The 16965-nt window shown below is 60.5% G+C and carries 15 protein-coding genes; 7 read left to right on the forward strand and 8 right to left on the reverse strand.

The features are described 5' to 3' along the window. The first annotated feature begins 1 nt into the window (after window position 1). Genes PFEN_RS08810 through PFEN_RS08820 form a run of 3 tightly spaced genes read left to right on the forward strand, consistent with a single transcriptional unit; the run spans window position 2 to window position 3425 of the window. Window positions 2–1444 carry a CpaF family protein gene (locus PFEN_RS08810; RefSeq protein ID WP_191486460.1) on the forward strand — a complete coding sequence of 481 codons (1443 nt, stop codon included), beginning with the start codon at window positions 2–4 and terminating at the stop codon, window positions 1442–1444. Continuing rightward, on the forward strand, window positions 1441–2427 hold the full coding sequence (locus PFEN_RS08815) for a type II secretion system F family protein (protein ID WP_191486461.1): 987 nt from the start codon (window positions 1441–1443) through the stop codon (window positions 2425–2427). Before PFEN_RS08810 ends, PFEN_RS08815 begins: the two co-directional genes overlap by 4 nt. Before the next feature lie 29 nt (window positions 2428–2456). Then, window positions 2457–3425, forward strand: a complete 969-nt coding sequence (locus PFEN_RS08820; protein ID WP_191486462.1) for a type II secretion system F family protein — start codon at window positions 2457–2459, stop codon at window positions 3423–3425. 51 nt (window positions 3426–3476) lie between these two features. Here PFEN_RS08820 and PFEN_RS08825 read toward each other — a convergent pair whose 3' ends face one another. The 5 genes from PFEN_RS08825 to PFEN_RS08845 all read right to left on the reverse strand — a co-directional run bounded on the left by PFEN_RS08825 (window position 3477) and on the right by PFEN_RS08845 (window position 10781). Further along, a complete protein-coding gene (locus PFEN_RS08825) occupies window positions 3477–3743 on the reverse strand; it encodes a DUF3613 domain-containing protein (protein WP_191486463.1) in 267 nt (88 codons plus the stop codon). Window positions 3744–3761: 18 nt separating this feature from the next. Then, a complete protein-coding gene (locus PFEN_RS08830; protein ID WP_191486464.1) occupies window positions 3762–4472 on the reverse strand; it encodes a tetratricopeptide repeat protein in 711 nt (236 codons plus the stop codon). After that, entirely contained in the window at window positions 4469–5710 is a 1242-nt protein-coding gene (locus PFEN_RS08835; RefSeq protein ID WP_191486465.1) for a type II and III secretion system protein family protein, read from the reverse strand. The genes PFEN_RS08830 and PFEN_RS08835 overlap by 4 nt, the downstream gene beginning before the upstream one ends. Before the next feature lie 437 nt (window positions 5711–6147). After that, window positions 6148–9894, reverse strand: coding sequence for a response regulator (locus PFEN_RS08840; protein ID WP_191486466.1), 3747 nt, complete (start codon window positions 9892–9894; stop codon window positions 6148–6150). Between the two features lie 251 nt (window positions 9895–10145). After that, complete coding sequence (locus PFEN_RS08845; protein WP_191486467.1) at window positions 10146–10781, reverse strand: LysE family translocator; 636 nt, start codon at window positions 10779–10781, stop codon at window positions 10146–10148. A 115-nt stretch (window positions 10782–10896) separates the two neighbouring features. Between PFEN_RS08845 and PFEN_RS08850 the strand changes: the two genes are divergently transcribed. The 3 genes from PFEN_RS08850 to PFEN_RS08860 all read left to right on the forward strand — a co-directional run bounded on the left by PFEN_RS08850 (window position 10897) and on the right by PFEN_RS08860 (window position 13159). Then, window positions 10897–11814 carry a LysR substrate-binding domain-containing protein gene (locus PFEN_RS08850; RefSeq protein WP_191486468.1) on the forward strand — a complete coding sequence of 306 codons (918 nt, stop codon included), beginning with the start codon at window positions 10897–10899 and terminating at the stop codon, window positions 11812–11814. A 284-nt stretch (window positions 11815–12098) separates the two neighbouring features. After that, complete coding sequence (locus PFEN_RS08855) at window positions 12099–12617, forward strand: DUF4142 domain-containing protein (RefSeq protein WP_191486469.1); 519 nt, start codon at window positions 12099–12101, stop codon at window positions 12615–12617. Window positions 12618–12877: 260 nt separating this feature from the next. Continuing rightward, complete coding sequence (locus PFEN_RS08860; protein ID WP_191486470.1) at window positions 12878–13159, forward strand: DUF1652 domain-containing protein; 282 nt, start codon at window positions 12878–12880, stop codon at window positions 13157–13159. A 17-nt stretch (window positions 13160–13176) separates the two neighbouring features. Here the strand turns inward: PFEN_RS08860 and PFEN_RS08865 are convergent, their stop codons facing one another. Beyond that, entirely contained in the window at window positions 13177–13476 is a 300-nt protein-coding gene (locus PFEN_RS08865) for a DUF6388 family protein (RefSeq protein WP_191486471.1), read from the reverse strand. A 230-nt stretch (window positions 13477–13706) separates the two neighbouring features. Beyond that, window positions 13707–14909, reverse strand: a complete 1203-nt coding sequence (locus PFEN_RS08870) for an MFS transporter (RefSeq protein WP_191486472.1) — start codon at window positions 14907–14909, stop codon at window positions 13707–13709. A 105-nt stretch (window positions 14910–15014) separates the two neighbouring features. On the opposite strand from PFEN_RS08870, the gene PFEN_RS08875 reads away from it, so the two are divergent. Further along, on the forward strand, window positions 15015–15905 hold the full coding sequence (locus PFEN_RS08875; protein ID WP_191486473.1) for a LysR family transcriptional regulator: 891 nt from the start codon (window positions 15015–15017) through the stop codon (window positions 15903–15905). 126 nt (window positions 15906–16031) lie between these two features. Here the strand turns inward: PFEN_RS08875 and PFEN_RS08880 are convergent, their stop codons facing one another. Next, entirely contained in the window at window positions 16032–16778 is a 747-nt protein-coding gene (locus PFEN_RS08880) for a 3-oxoacyl-ACP reductase family protein (RefSeq protein ID WP_191486474.1), read from the reverse strand. Window positions 16779–16965 lie beyond the last annotated feature (187 nt).

Genomic DNA, 16965 nt, shown 5'->3' on the forward strand with positions numbered 1-16965 from the left:
CATGATCAGCGACTTTCGTAACCGCCTGCGCAAACAGTCCGCCAAACCCGTCGTATCGTTGCTTGCCCCGCAGGGCGACGACCCGCTGGATCCAGCGGAGGAATTGATGGCATGGGAGCGCGCGGCGCCGGACGTTCTTTATGAGACCAAGAGCCAGGTCACCCCGGTGGAGGCCGAGTGGCGGGAAAAGATCTATCAGCAATTGCTTAAAGTCATGGACCTGTCCTTGCTCGATTCGCTTGAGCAGGCCGAGGCGACACGGCAGATTCGTGATATTTGCCAGCGTCTGCTGGATGAGCATTCAGCTCCCGTGAGTTCGATCAGCCGCCAGTTGATCATCAAGCAGATCACCGACGAGGTGCTTGGTCTTGGCCCGCTGGAGCCGCTGCTGGCGGATCACAGCGTGTCCGATATCCTGGTCAACGGCCATGCCTCGGTCTATGTCGAGCGCTTCGGCAAGTTGCAGAGGACCGATGTGCGTTTTCGCGACGATCAGCATTTGCTGAACATCATCGACCGCATCGTTTCCAGCCTGGGGCGGCGCATCGACGAGTCCTCGCCATTGGTGGATGCCCGGCTCAAGGACGGTTCGCGGGTCAACGCGATTATCCCGCCGCTGGCCATCGACGGACCGAGCATGTCGATCCGGCGCTTTGCCGTGGACCTGCTCAACACCGACAGCCTGATCCAGGTGGGGACCTTGACCCCGGCCATTGCCTTGCTGCTCAAGGCGATTGTACGTGGACGCTTGAACGTATTGATCTCCGGTGGCACCGGCAGCGGCAAGACCACCATGCTCAATGTGCTGTCCAGCTTTATTCCGCAAAATGAGCGGATCGTCACCATTGAAGACTCGGCCGAGCTACAACTGCAGCAGCCGCATGTGGTGCGCCTGGAAACCCGTCCGTCGAACATCGAGGGGCGTGGCGAGGTGAGCCAGCGCGAATTGGTGCGCAACAGCCTGCGGATGCGCCCGGACCGCATTGTCATCGGCGAAGTGCGTGGCGCCGAGGCGCTGGACATGCTGACGGCCATGAATACCGGCCACGACGGCTCGTTGACCACGATCCACGCCAATACCGCGCGCGATGCGCTGGGGCGAATCGAGAACATGGTGTCGATGACCGGCGCGACTTTCCCGATCAAGGCCATGCGTCAGCAGATTGCATCGGCCATTGATGTGGTGATCCAACTGGAGCGTCAGGAGGATGGCAAGCGGCGCCTGGTCAGCGTGCAGGAAATCAACGGCATGGAGGGCGAGATCATCACCATGACCGAGATTTTTTCGTTTGCCCGCAGTGGCATCGGCGAGCACGGTGAAGTCCTCGGCGATTATCGGCCCAGCGGCATGATCCCGGCCTTTCGCGATGTGCTGGGCAAGCGCGGCATCGTGTTGCCGCTCGACCTGTTCAGGCCTGAATGGATGGAGGGACGGCAGTCATGAACGCTATATCCGGTGAATTCATTCTGATTTTTCTCGGCATGGTGTTTATCGCCGTCTTCCTCCTGGCCCAGGGTGTGACGGTGCCGGTGTTCGGTGAGGCGGGCAAGATGCGCAAGCGCATTCGTGGCCGCCTGCACGTGCTGGAGAAAGCCAACAATCTGCCGAATATGCAGACCGTGCTGCGGCAGAAATACCTGACCCGCTTGTCGCCACTGGAGGCCTGGCTTGAACAACTGCCGTTCATGGCGGATCTGACCCAACTGATCGAGCAGTCCGGACATGAATATCGGGCCTATCGGGTGCTATTCCTCGGGATTGCCATGGGGGCGGGGGGCGCGGCCCTGGTCCTGTTGCTGGCGTCACCCTGGTGGATGGCGCTGGTGGTGGCGGTAGTGCTGGCTTCGCTGCCGCTGCTGAAAATCCTCCGTGACCGTAACAAACGCTTCGCGGCATTCGAAGAGGGCTTGCCGGATGCGCTGGATGCCATGTGCCGGGCGCTGCGCGCCGGGCATCCCTTCAACGAAACCCTGCGTCTGGTTGCCGAAGAACACAAGGGGCCGGTGGCGCATGAGTTTGGCCTGACCTTCTCCGATATCAACTATGGCAACGATGTACGCCGGGCCATGCTCGGTCTGCTGGAGCGTATGCCGAGCATGACGGTAATGATGTTGGTGACGTCGATCCTCATTCATCGCGAGACCGGCGGCAATCTGACCGAGGTACTGGAGCGTTTGAGTCGACTGATCCGCGGGCGCTTCCGTTTTCAGCGCAAGGTCAAGACCTTGTCGGCTGAAGGGCGAATGTCGGCCTGGGTATTGGTGTCCATTCCTTTTGTACTGGCGGCGGTGATCCTGGTCACAACTCCCAGCTATCTGCCGGTACTGACCAATGATCCGATCGGCCATAAGCTGATCATCGGGGCCTTTTGCGCCATGTTGGTCGGGATCCTCTGGATCCGCAAAATCATCCGGATTCAGGTTTAAGTGGTTTTCGCTACGCGGAGGTGCGGGTCATGGACTATTTACTCGGGTTGTTCAGTCGGGTGACGGGTAACGAGGCGCTGGCACGCCTGTTGTTCGTCAGTGCGATCGGTTTGAGCGCGGTGCTGGCGGTGGCCACCCTGATGCTCCTGTTGCTGGGGCTTCAGGATCCGATGCGGCGGCGTCTCGCGCTGATCAAGCGGGGGCATTTCGGCAGCGCGGCGGGACCGGATGCGCCGGGTAATCTGCAACTGTTGCTGGAGCGGGTCGGTCAGCGCTTTGGTTCAACTGAAGCCGCCCAGGCGTCCGAAACCCAGCTCCTGTTGATACACGCGGGGTACCGCTCATCTTCGGCGGTGCAGATGTACTGGGCGGTGCGCTTGCTGCTGCCGCTGATATTGGTCGGTCTTGCGCTGCTGGTGTTACCCCTGATTCCCAGGCTTACCCTGGCCCCGGGCATGTTGCTGTTGATTCTGGTAGCGGGTGTCGGTTGGTTACTGCCTGGACTGTATGTCAGCAAGCGCAAGCAGCTACGACAAGGCCGGCTGCGCGCGGCCTTTCCGGATGCGCTGGATCTGATGGTGGTCTGCGTGGAGTCGGGTCTGGCCTTGCCGACGACCATTGAACGGGTGGCCGAAGAGATGTCGGTCAGTCAGGTCGAGCTGGCTGAGGAACTGGCCCTGGTCAATGCGCAAATCCGTGCCGGCATCAGCAGTACCGAGGCGCTGAAGCAACTGGCCGTGCGCACCGGGCTGGAAGATGTGCAAGGCCTGGTCAGTCTCCTGGGGCAGAGCATCCGCTTCGGCACCAGCGTGGCCGATACCCTGCGCATCTATGCCGATGAGTTCCGTGACCGGCGTACGCAGGCAGCCGAAGAAATGGGCGCGAAAATTGGTACCAAGCTGATATTCCCACTGATTTTCTGTCTGTGGCCGAGCTTCTTTCTGATCGCGATCGGCCCGGCCATGATCGGCGTGTTCCAAGCCTTCGGGACTCCCTGAGGTAAGTACGAGCCCCTACCGAAGTAAGCCTGAGTCACCTACCGAGGTGACTCATTTGCTGCTCATGCTGCCCGATGCCTTCTGATCAAAATGCTCGGGAATCGGGTAGGTGAAGCTATTCAACCAGCGCTGCATGGCCAGATCACGTTCGGTGGCCGAAACGCTTTGCAGTTTGGGCGAGGCCACCACGCCGCGAATCTGTAGTTGCATCCACTGTTCGGTGCCTTGTTGCGGCGCCGAAGAGGGTCCTGGCTCAATTGCCCAGGCGGTCGTGGACAGGCAAGCCATGGACACTATCAACAGCCTCTTGGTCTTCATCTCGACTCCTCGAATCTTCTACTTGATCGCACTGGGTGAGGCCTCGACGACCTCCGCCGCGCGAGTCCCCTTGGAGGCCACCACTTTCTTGCCTGGGGCCTTGAGTTTTTCCGCGCGCGATTGCGCGTCCGTGACTTGCCTTGGACTCAGGCCGGCGCGGTTCGCCAGTTCGGCAGCCTGCTTCCAGTTATCCTGATAGATCAGCAACGTCACCATGTTGAGCGCCGCCAGTGCATCGGACTGCTTGAGTTCCATGGCGGTCAGAAATTCGAAACGTGCTTCATTGATCCGTTGTTGATTGAGGTAGACGACCCCCAGGTCATTACGGATTTTTTCGTCGGTGGGGGCCATCCTTTTCGCCCGCTCAAGGTGCTCCATGGCGGCCGCGTTATCGCTCCTGGCCGCGGCCAACTGGCCCAGGCCATGCTCGCCCTCAGCGGCCAGGCAAGTGCCGAGCAGGCCCTGATACAACGGTTCGGCCTCGTTACGCCCGAGCAGGCGCAGTATCCGCGCCTTGCGCAGGCGAACCTGAACCAGGTTGTCGGGTAGTCCTTCCAGGTTCGCCAGGCTGGCATACAAACGGCCATCGTTGATCATGTCGTCGGCCAGGTTCAGGCTCAACTGCTGGTCCGAACCTGGACTCGCGCAGCTACTCGGTCCCGAAGACAGGCCGTTGCTCGCGCACCCCGCGAGCATCACTGTCGCCGCTATGGTGATGAGCGCTTTCATTGCGAAAGTCCCATGCGATTGTCGAAGTCGCCGCTATCGAGGAAGTACATACGGTAGAAGTTCGGGTCGTAATTGCGCAACTGCTCGCCAGGCAATGACGGCAGTTGGGCGTTGGCCGCCAGTGGCTGGACCAGATGCGGGGTGACGATCATCAGCAGTTCGCGTTCTTCGCGGTTGATGGTGTTGTTGCGGAAGAACGCGCCGAGAATCGGGATATCGCCCAAGCCCGGAAACTTGTTCACCTGGGAACTGTTGTTGGTGCTGATCAGGCCGCTGATGACGAAGCTTTCGCCATCGGCCAGGGAAATGCTGGTGTCGGTGCGGCGCACGGTCAGCGCCGGGACCAGGACGCCGGCGATCTGCACCGCGTTGGTGAAGTCCAGCTCGCTGACCTCGGGGGCGACCTTCAGGGCAATGCGGTTTTTCTCGATGATGGTCGGGGTCAGGGTCAGGCGGACACCGAATTCCTTGTACTCGATGGAGATGTTGTTGCTACCCGAACTGGGCACCGGAATGGGGATTTCACCACCGGCCAGGAAGCTCGCGCTCTGCCCGCTGAGGGCCACCAGGCTCGGCCGGGCCAGGGTGTAGGCAAAGCCACTGCCTTCCAGGGCATTGATCATCCCCAGCACATTGCCGCCGCCAAAGCCGATATTGAACGTGCCGTTATTCAGCGGAATATTCGGCGCCAGACTACCAATGCGCCCAGGGGTCACCGTCACCCCGGGCACGGTGCCCGGCGAGCCGAACAGAAAGTTGCCGCTTTTGCCGAAGATCGACGTGCTGGCCTCTTTCAACTTGGTCCGGCTGACTTCGACGAAGCGAATATCGGTCTGCACCTGGCTCGGCAACAGCGGGTCTTCGGAAGGCACCGTGGACAAGCTGGTCAGTGCCGACGTGGCCTTGCCCCTGACGAACACCATGCTTTGGCGCGGTGTCGGCGAGCAGGCGGTCCAGACCATCACACTGGTGGTGCCCGGAGCGATGCCCGTGAGGATAAAGGCGCTGCCGCCGCTGGTTTGCACGTCGGCGATTTTCGGGTCGCCCACTGCCAGTTGCGTAATCGGAACCGGCATGCGCAGTTCATCCTGAAGCCCCTGACCGACTTCGAACACGCTGGGCAAACTGGCTAATTGCGAGCAATTGCTCGTCGCGGCCTGAGCCGCGTCCATGCCAAGGCCCATCCACAGCAGGCCATGAACGATTGTCTTGAAAGCAGGCACGGTACGATAGTTCATAGTAGGTACATCCTCGCCGAACGGGCTGTCTGTGGGCTGACCGGGTTGCCCCGGAGCGGCCCTCCAAACCACTGATGGGTTCCAGCAATATCCCTTGGTACCGCGCACGATCAAGCGTCAGACGCTGGTCTGACAGGTCCACTACTTGATCGCTGAACAAAATGTGGGCAACCCAGGCCGATATGGATTGCTCTTGGTTTGAAGGTAGTTCAATCAAGGCAAAGCGCCATGCAAAAAAACAAATGCCCCGACAAAGCGGGGCATTTATTTTTCTGAAGTTGGATTGTCGAAGGCCTGTTTGAGGAACCGATTGAATCTGCTCGTCGTTCCGGATGTGTTTGGGCAGACAAGGCTTCGGCGGCTGTAATGGTTTGCAGGTGCGAAGCATTGAACCGTGTAAATATTTCCTTTGAATGGCCTCGCCATTCAGCCAAAGACTAAACTTCTCCAGCCGGTGCAAGCGGACCCTCGGGCTCGGCGAACACACTCGTCAATCGCTCGATGCTGGCCTGCAGTAACTGCCTCAGTTCAGCCGCGTATTCATCGGCAAGAAGAGCGGCTGTCGTCGACGCCTGGCCATCCGTCAGGGCCTGCTCAAGTTGATCGGCTCTTCTTGAAAGCGCAATGGCACCCAAGGTACCCGCAGTGCCTTTGATGGTGTGCAGTACACGGGCGGCGCCTGCAAGATTTTTCGTTGCTATTTGCTCTTCCAGGTTCACGAGTTGTTTTTCCGTATCAGCGCCAAACATCTTCAGGACATTGCGTATCAAACTCAGGTTTCCATCCAGCCGCTCGACTATCGCAGCTCGGGTTTCAATGAGCTCGTCTTGTGTCATGCCCGGATAAAGGGCAACTGGGGCCAGGGGCGGTTCCGCGTCAAGGTAGGCGCGCAGCACCGAAACCAGTTGCTCGATGTCGATTGGTTTGCCGACATGCCCGTCCATACCCGCCTGCAAACAGGATTGTCGGTCGGAGTCGGACGCATTGGCCGTGATCGCAATGATCGGCAGTGTGACAAAACGCGGGTCGGCTCGAATTCTCCGGGTGGCTTCATAACCATCGATGTCAGGCATCTGGACATCCATCAGCACGGCATCGAAGGACTTGCTCCCCGTGGTCACGGATTGAACACCTTCGAAACCGCCTTCGGCCAACTGAACCGTTGCCCCCTCGGATCTGAGCAGTTCATCGATGACCTGACGGTTCAAGGCGTTGTCTTCAACCACCAGCAAGTTGAGGCCCTTGAGGCGCCCTGAGTGCTTTTGCCTGAGTGCCGGAGTCTCGGTCGCCGAGGTGACACCTTGCAGCGCGCGCAAAATGACCTCGGTCAGTTGCCGCGGTGTAACGGGTTTGGTGATGAAGTCGGCGAAAGGCGCATCGCCCCGATCCTGACTCTCGGCCAATATTTCGCGCCCGTAGGCGGTGATCATGACGACGACGGGGGGCGGTACCCGGCCTTTTATCGCGCAAATCAATTTTGCCGCGTTCACACCATTCAAGCCTGGCATCCGCCAATCCATCAACACCACGTCATAGCGTTCTCCCCCATGGACGGCTTCGCTGATCCGGCTCACGGCGTCAACGCCAGAGCTGACCAGGTCGGCCTGCCAGCCCAGGGTTGCCACCGTGCGCATCAGCAACTCGGCGGCAATCGGGTTGTCGTCGACCACCAGCAGACGCATCGACCGATCAGCGTGGAGCGGGATGTCCCTGGCCGTTGGGCTCGTATCCACATCAAGCCAGATATCAAACCAGAAACGGCTGCCCACATCCGGGCGGCTTTCCACCCGCAGATCCCCGCCCATCAGCTTGACCAGGCGCTTGCAGATGACCAGCCCGAGGCCCGAACCGCCGAAGCGGCGCGAGGTCGAGGCTTCGGCCTGATTGAAGCCTTCGAAGATATGCTCTATCTGCTCGCTGGTAATCCCGATGCCACTGTCCGTGACGGCAATCCGCACGTGGACCCTGGCATCGCTACGTTCCAGGAGTTCGAGGCTGACGATGACCTGTCCTTTCAGGGTGAACTTGAGGGCGTTACCGGCCAGATTGATCAATACCTGCTGCAATCGCAGTCGGTCGCCAATCAGGTCGCTGGGCAGGGCCGGGTCGAGATCGAACAACACTTCGATATCCTTCTGGCCCTGATTGCCGGCCAAGACGATACCGAGGTCTTGCATCAAGGCTTCGAAGTCGAACGGATGTCGATCCAGCTGGAGCTTGCCGGCCTCGATCTTCGAATAGTCGAGAATGTCGTTGAGCAGGCTCAGCAACGATTGGGCGGCCGTTTGCGCCTTGCTCACGTAGTCTCGCTGACGCAAATTGAGCGGGGTGAACTGGACCAGATGGAGCATCCCGAGCACCGCGTTCATCGGGGTGCGGATTTCATGGCTCATGTTCGCGAGAAATGACGACTTGGCCGCATTCGCCGCGTCGGCTTGCTCCTTGGCCTGACGCAGGCTGAGTTCCATCTCATGTCGGGCCGTCACGTCATGATTGATACCCGTCATGAGGACCGGTGTGCCACGTGCATCGCGTTCGACACGAACTCGCGTCTCTATTTGACGTATGCGCCCGTCGGGAAGTACGACGCGGTACAACGGCAGACGCTGTTCGCGTCCATCGATCACGGCATCGAGCGCCGTCATGACGATATCCACATCCTCCTCATGCAGGCGCGAACGCCAATGCTCGAAGTTCAGGCCCTTATCGAGCAACGCCTGCGAGTAGCCATAGATCTCGAACATACGATCGTTCCAATGCAACGTACCGTCGCCAAGGTTCCACGACCAAATACCGAGTTCAGCGATATCGGCGGCCAACAGGAGATGGTCACGGATGGCGGCAAGATCGCTACGCTGTTTTTTCTGTTCGGTGATATCGGTCATGACACAAACGAAGCAGCGTTCCTCGGTGCCCTTCATCGAGCCGGTGGAGACGTGGACCGCAAACACCGATCCATCCTTGCGCAAACCGGCCAACTCCACGCCACTACCGGTTTCAGTGAAGCCATCCTGCGAGAACCGCGCGCTGTAGTCGTTGTACGCGGCCAGGTGAGACTCCGGTACCAGTGTCCTGACATCGCGACCGATAATCTCTTGCGTGTCGTAGCCGAACTCCCGTCGGCCGGCACGGTTGATCGATCGCACTTTGCCTGTGCCATCGACGGTGATGATGGGGTTGACCGCTGTATCGAGGATCGCCCGCGTCGTTTCCAGGCTCGCGGCCAGTTCCTTTTCCGTTTTGCTTTGCAGGGTGATCTGGTGAGTCAGGCGCAGGCCGAAAAGCACCAATACGCAGACCAGCAAGCCGATACCCGTGGCATGCCACAGCGTATCCGACCACCAGGCGGCCAGGTTTTCATTCTGCGAGAGTGCTGCCGCGACAAACAGCGGATAGTCATGCAGGCTGCGGAAACTATTGAGGCGAAGCACGCCGTCTTGAGCCGATGCAGTGGAAAATGTACCGAACGCTCCCTGTAGACGGTGCTCGCGGAACAGCATGACGCTGGAAATGTCCGCGCCGATGAAGCGTTCTTCGAATGGCCGCCGCACCGCCATGACACCCGAGTCAAAAGCCAGGGTAACGGCGCCTTCCTGGCCGATGTCGAGGCGGTTATAAAACTGTGAGAAAAAATCGATATCGATCGTGGCAACGGCGACACCGGCAAAGCCGCCGTCTGGAGTGTCAATGCGCCGCGACACCGGAATGGTCCACTTGCCAGTCGACCGACTGCGTAGCGGAGCCCATAGATGCACGCCTCGATCAGTGTGACTCTGATGAAAGATGAAATATTCGCGATCAGAGTTGTTATAGCTGCGCAAAGGACCAGGCAATGCACTGGCGATCAACCCGCCATCGCGGTCGAACAGATAGAGGCCATCGAGTTGCTTGAGCTCGTTGCGCCGCGCGACGAAGGCCCGGTGCAGCCGCTCCAGCGCCGACGGGGCGGTGCCGTCGTGTTCGACACGCTCGACAATCCCGCTCAGGACAATGTCGGCTTCCTTGATCGTGTCGTCGGCGTGTTGGGACATTGCCCAGGCAAGATTCGCGGTGGCGGTCGTCACCTCGTTCAGTTGAACCTTGCGAGCGGTGACACTGCGCCAGATGTCGGTGCCAACGAGAACCGCGCAGATGATGAAAATGAACAGCGTCATTCGGGAGGTGAGCGAAAATCGGTAGGCCACGTTTGCGTTCCCGAGAAGTGGATCATCCATTGATAGCGCAGTCTGTATTAAACGTAATAGCCCGGCAACTTGTCCCTAAACTCCGCGTTCATCGACCTCAAGGTAGCCTCGCCCGCCCATCGACGGGCGAGCGATATTGATTGAATCGGTTCATCAGCCGCACTTTCAAGTCCAGGTAAAAAGACCCTAGCAGAACGGTGGCGCGCCGCTAATTGTCATTTATTGATCGAATCATGACTAAAACACGCGGTTCAAGACAGGCTCGCGAACATCGCCCTGGCCGCGTACAGAACACCGAAGATCGCCATCAGCAGCAGCAGGACGCTGGACGCGAAGCTGATCTTCGCCTGGTGCCGGATCGCGAAGGATTGCCGGGCGAGCAGGATGTAGAAGGTCATGACCGAGAAATCGATCACCGCCCAGAGCACGGCGAGCAATGCCACACTGTGGTTGAAGGAAGGTGTGACCTGGATGAACTGGGGAAAGAACGACACGAAAAAGATAATCTCCTTGGGGTTGGAAATGCCCACCAGGAAACCGTTGAAGAATCCGTTGCGCCGCTCGCCGGTCTTCGGCCGCGAGCTGCCACCGACCGGCGCCGAGCATGTTTCCCGGATCCCGTGTACGCCCAGGTAACCGATAAACAGGCAGCCGACCAGACTGACGACATTGATCAGCTGTGGGTTGAGCGAAAGGCTGCCGCTCAGGATAAGCGCCGCCAGCCACGCCAGTGTCAGCGATGCGCCATTGGTGCCGAGCATCGTCAGCAGCGCCCGGCCACTGCCGGCCCCCAGGCTGGTGTTGACCAGCAGCGCGACCACCGGACCAGGGGTCACGATCAGCAGGGAAATGCTGAGCAGGTAAAGCAGTAGCAGCGAAAGGTTCATCGAGAGTCGCCTGCGCGGGAGAATTGTGTCCGGCAAGCCTGAGGCGCGGAGGCCTGTTTGAAAAATGGATAAATCTGTGCCTCACTATGATTATTAGTCATAGTGAGGCGTACCCATGGCCGAACGTATCCCACCGCTCTATGCCCTGCGTGCCTTCGAGGTGGCGGCCCGATCCTGCTCGTTTACCCGCGCCGCCGAGGAACTGTCGCTGACCCAGAGCGCCATCAGTCGGCATATCCGCAACCTGGAGGCCCTGTTCGGTTGCCATCTGTTCGAGAGGAACGGTCCGAAACTGCAATTGACCGATGCCGGGCAACGCCTGGCCCAGGGCTTGAGAACCGGGTTCAAGGTGATTGAGGAGGCCTGCCTGCCTTTTCGCGCCAATGCCGAGCAACTGCGTCTGAAAGCCCCTTCCAGCCTGACCATGCGCTGGTTGTTGCAATCGTTGGAAAAGCTCAAGCAGGTGAATCCCGACTTGTCGGTGCAGTTGTCCAGTGTATGGATGGATGTCGATACCGTGGATTTCCACGCCGAACCCTATGATTGCGCGATTCTGCTGGGTGACGGGCGTTTCGGAGCCCAGGTCGAGTGCTGCAAGCTCTTCGATGAGTGGTTGATTCCGATCTGTTCCAGCCAGGTTCTGGGAACTGAGCCGTGGAGCCTCGAGACCCTGGAGCGCCACGAACTGATTCACTCGTCCACGGACCGCCGGGATTGGCGGCGCTGGTTGGCGGGGATGGGCTGGGAAGGGCGGGCCAGGGTGGAGCGCGGCAAGCTGTTCAGTACCCTGGACCAGGGGATCTCGGCCGCCATGCGCGGGCACGGCGTATCGATCGGTGACCTGTACCTGATCCTCGAGGATATCCGCGGCGGTTTGCTCGGACTGCCGTTCAAGACCGCCGTCGGCTCGGGAGAGGGTTACTACCTGGTCTGGCTTAAAAGCAGCTTGCGCAAGGAACGCATCCTGGCCTTTCGCGATTTCCTATTGGCTGAGGTGCCCGAAATGGATATGGCGGGCATCGAGTTTCGTTGAACGAGCTCGGCCTGGTAGCGGGCGGCGTCGGTCAAATATGAAAATTCTTTCACGATAGCCTGGGCACGCGGCGTCTATAGTCGATCCGCTCGTTCAAAAGCTTCCCTTGCCCGCCCACCCGCGGGCTTTTTTTTGCCTGCCCGTGGAGGGCGCTTGGCAAACAGGCAGGATAGCCGCCGAGGCGCGTACCGTTCGTCAGTCCCGTGGGGTTTTTCTAAACCTTGCCGGCCAAGTTATTTCCAATCCTTCAGCCAACCTGTTTTTTAAAGTGCTGGAGGAACCCCATGAGTCGAAAGGCCCCCCTGTTATGCCTCACCGCCCTTGCCCTGCTACTGGGCGCAAGCCTGGCGGGGCCGGTCAATGCCGGTACGCCCGCGCAGTTCATCGACACGGCCTCGGCGGCCGGGATTGCCGAGGTCGAGAGCAGTCGTCTGGCGATCCAGAAAACCTCGGCCACGGACATCAACAGCTTTGCCGTGGAAATGATCAAGGACCATACCGATGCCAACCGCGATCTGAAGGCCATCGCTGCCCATCACAATCTGCCCATGGCCCCAGAGGCGGAAATCCTCGACCGCGCCCGTAAGTTGATACTGCAGGTACAGGAAGGCGAATCCTTCGATATCGCCTATGTGGCCAACCAGATCAAGGCCCATGAGGACGCGATCCAGTTGTTCAAGGATGAGGCCGAGTCCTCCGAGTCCCCGGAGCTGAAAGCCTTTGCCATACAAACCCTGCCCAAGCTGCAGATGCACCTGGACATGGCCAGGAAGCTGGAAATGTCTCATCACAAGGGCAATTGAGCCAGGGCCCGGGGCGCTCAAGAGGGCGCCCTGGGGGTGTTGTCTGCACCATGGAGATGGTGCGTAGCCACATTCGATTTCTCATGTAAGGAAAAGCGATCAAAGGCGGCGACTAAGCGGCGTCAAAAATATACGATGTCCGCCAGGGCCTTTATCGAAGGCCCGCGTCGGAAGCGCAAGGCTGACGACGTTGACACACCCGCACGGCAAGGAATGTCTGGCGCGGCTGTTTTTCCATCATTTTATAGGGATGTATTGATGTGATTTCGATTCTTGAACTGCGCAATATCATTGAGCTCGGTTTTTTGCCCCTTCGTTGTCAGTGTACGGTGAGCCATGACAGCTCACTGACGGTGAAGGTCTTCGACCCGGAAACAGGGCGGGTGGACTTGTTGGTCACCGGAATTTCCACGGCCGGCTTGACCAGTGCCAGGGCTATTTCCAAGCTCGTGGGCGAATTGCGTGGTGAGCTGGCGGTCAATCAACGGGCCTTCTTCAATAGCGCGGAGCCAATGGTGGGCCGGGTGCGCGCCAAACTCTAGACGTCCGCCAGGGAAGCTCAGTCCGCGGAAATTTCGTTGAACGAGCAGTACTCATCCCAGTCCATGCCCAGCGCCTCGGCCACTTCACGGTGGACTTCCAGGCGCATGGCCTTGAGCTCCTCGGGCGTTTCGGCGACCAGTTGCAGGGTCAGTTCCCAAGGCTCGAGGCCGAGGTTTTCGGCTTCGTCCTCGAAGGCCCACTGGAACTGTTGCTGCTGTTCCTTCGGACTCAGCTCGCGGGTTTCTTCACGCAGGTGCGGGTGGGCGTCGAGGAACTTGCCGAGGGCGACCTCGTTTCGGGATTCTTTGGCAATCATGCTGGCGTCTCTGATTGGATGGCCGGGCGGCAAGCCGTCGGCGGGCTCGTGGGCCTGGTAAATACTGCGGTCATGCTAGCGAGTTCATTCTCGGATGGAAAGAATCGCTCGGTTCTACACGGCTGACAGCTTTACAACCCGGTATACGGATCGGCGGCGATAAGCGCATCTGCTGCTGGCGCCGGTGGGGTTGCCGGCGCTTGACCAGAATGCCGTGTGACGGCACCGTTTCAGATCGCCGATACCGATAGGCCGGTCCGTCGCTGCACGACTGCCCAGATCCCCAGCGCCAGGGTTGAAAGCAAACCACCGGCAGTGACGATGCCCCCCCAGCCATAGGGCCCGTACAACTGTGCCCCCAGCAGCGAGCCCAGCGCGCCGCCAATGAAATAGCAGGTGATGTAGCCGGCATTCAGGCGGTTGCGCGCCTGTGGTCGGAGCTTGAACACGGCGTTCTGATTGCTGACATGAATCAGCTGCACGGCAAAGTCCAGCACCAACACGCCGATCAGCAGCGCCGTCAGCGAATGCCCGGCAAAGCCCAGCGGCAACCACGACAACAGCAGGGCCAGCAGGCCCAGGGTAGTGGCGAATTCGCCCTTGCCGCGATCGGCCATGCGTCCGCCCAGGTTCGCCGCCATGGCGCCGACGGCGCCGGCCAGGCCGAACAGACCGATGACCCCATCCGAATAGCCGTAGGGCGGGCTGGCCAGGAGGAAGGCCAGGGGCGTCCAGAACAACGCGAACAGGCAGAAGGTCAGCAGGCCCAGGACCGCCCGCAGGCGCAGCACCGGTTCCTCGACGAACAGGCGGAACACCGAGCCGAGCAGGGCCGGGTAACTCAGTCCGGCATGCTGGCGATGTTCCGGCAGGGCGCGCAGCAGGGCGAAGGCGCAGAGGAACATCAGGCCGGCGGCCAGCAAGTAGATGCTGCGCCAGTCGCCGATGTCGGACAGCAGGCCCGCCGCGGTGCGCGCCAGGAGAATGCCCAGCAGCAAGCCACTCATCAGCGTGCCGACCACCCGCCCGCGCTGTTCGGGGGCGGTCAGGCCGGCAGCCATCGGTACCAGCACCTGGGCCACCACCGAGAACAGGCCGGCCAGCGCGGTGCCGAACAGCAGCCAGGGCAGGCTTGGCGAGAACGCACTGATCAACAGGCCGAGGGCGCTGAGCAAGGTCATGACGACAATCAGTCGGCGCTGTTCGAACAGATCCCCCAGCGGTACCAGCAGCAACAGTCCGGCGCCGTAGCTCAACTGGGCGGTGATGACGATGGTACCGGCGGTGCCGGTGCTCAGGCCCAGGTGCTGGGCGATGGTATGCAGCAGCGGTTGGGCATAGTAGTTACTGGCAACCGCCAGGCCGGTGGCAATTGCCATCAGCAGGATCAGGGCAGAGCTCAAAGGTTTATGTACGGCGTTGGCGTCGGACATTGACTGTCTCGTTATGGGAATTCGGTGCGCGAATTATCTGGAATGTCTTAGCATGACACCAATGCATTGTTTTCATTCTATTCATCTTGAAACGAGATATAGCCGATGAACCTCAAACAGATCGAGTACGCCCTGGCGGTAGCCGACGAGGGCAGTTTCACCCGTGCGGCCGAGCGCTGCCATGTGGTGCAGTCGGCTCTGAGTCATCAGATCGCTCGCCTGGAACAGGCTCTCGGTGCATCGTTGTTCGAGCGCAGTTCGCGTAAGGTCCGCTTGACCGCGGCCGGCGAGGCGTTTGTGCGTAGCGCGCGCCCGGCGCTGGAGGCGACCCGGCGGATTGTCGCCGAAGTGGCGGCGGCGTCCGGGGAGGTGCGCGGCAGTCTGTCCATCGGCAAGATCTCATCTCTGACCGAAGTCGACCTGGTGGGTTTGCTCGCGCGTTTCCACGGACTTTATCCACAGGTGGATATTCATCTGAACATGAGCAAGAGCGAGTCGCTGATGCTCGATGTGCGCGAACGGCGGCTGGACCTGGCGTTCGTCGGCTTGTGGCCCGGGGAAAAGATCGAGGGCCTGGCGCAGCGTTTGCTGGCGGAGGAGGAGTTGGTGGCGGTGCTGCCGCCCGGACATCCGCTGTGCCGTTTCGAGCGCCTGCCGCTGGCGCAGTTGGAGAACCAGCCGCTGGTGGATTTCCAGGCCGGCACGGCGGGGCGCCGCCAGACCGATGAGGCCTTTGCCGCGGCGGGCCTGCGCCATCGGGTGCAGTTCGAGGCGGGCAACGTGATGCTGGTGGGGGAGTTTGTGCGTCGGGGGTTGGCGTTGGGGTTGGTACCGAAGAAGATCGCCGAGGGCTTTGAAGGGGTGGTGACGCTGCCGGTGTCCGACGCGCCTTCGCGCCATCTGTACGCGGTCTGGTCGCATACGCCGACGCCTGCGGCCACGGCCTTTCTGCTGTTGCTGGAGCAGGCGTTGGCTGGGCGGGCTGCCGGCTGGTGAGGGAGAACGCTATCGCGAGCAAGCTCGGCTCCCACGGTTTGCGGATCGAACCGAAGTTCTGTGCACCAGCGCAATCCTGTGGGAGCCGAGCTTGCTCGCGAAGGCGTCAGTTCGGACAACCTCGCCTCAGGCGCTGAACCCACCGTCGATGGTCAGGCTGGCGCCGGTGATGTAGCCGGCTTCCGGCCCGGCCAGGTAGGCGACGAAGCTGGCGATTTCCTCGGCCCGGCCATAACGACCACTGGCCATGAGACTGATCAGGCTCCCGGCGAAATCGCTGTCGGCCGGGTTCATGTCGGTGTCCACCGGACCGGGTTGCACGTTGTTGATGGTGATGCCCCGAGGCCCGAGATCCCGCGCCAGGCCCTTGGTCAGGCCCACCAGCGCGGATTTGCTCATGGCGTACGGGCCGCCACCGGCGAATGGCATGCGCTCGGCGTTGGTGCTGCCGATATTGATCACCCGACCACCTTCGCCCATGTGCCGGGCCGCTTCCTGGGTGGCGATAAAGACGCTGCGTACATTCACCGCCAAGGTCCGGTCGAAGTCTTCCAGCTTGAACTCGTCAAGCGGTGCCATGGCCAGCACGCCGGCATTGTTGACCAGGATGTCGAGTCGGCCAAAGGTTTCGACGGTACGGCTGACCGCCTGGCGGATGGCGTTGGCATCGGCGCTGTCGGCCTTGATCGCCAGGGCCTTGCCGCCGACGGCAACCACGCGGTCCTGCAACTCCTTGGCCTTGGCCTCGGAACTGACATAGGTGAAGGCCACCGCGGCGCCCTGGGCCGCCAGGCGCGTGACGATGGCCGCGCCGATGCCACGTGAGCCGCCCTGGATCAGGGCCACTTTACCGTTGAGATTGGGTTCGCTCATGTCGTCCTCCAAAGTTCAAGGCCGGGAAAGGAAGGGGAGTGGCCTTGAACTTTGGAGGCTAGTATCGATCTCGGGTTACTGGCTGTGCAGGCGATAAACGTTACCATCCGTGTAAACCGTCTCGAGCCATTCGCCGAGCAGTCGTTGGGCCAACGCTTCGATGCCCGGTTTGACAAGCGGTCCCCTG

Source organism: Pseudomonas sp. FEN (assembly GCF_904067045.1).
In the GTDB taxonomy this organism is placed as follows: domain Bacteria; phylum Pseudomonadota; class Gammaproteobacteria; order Pseudomonadales; family Pseudomonadaceae; genus Aquipseudomonas.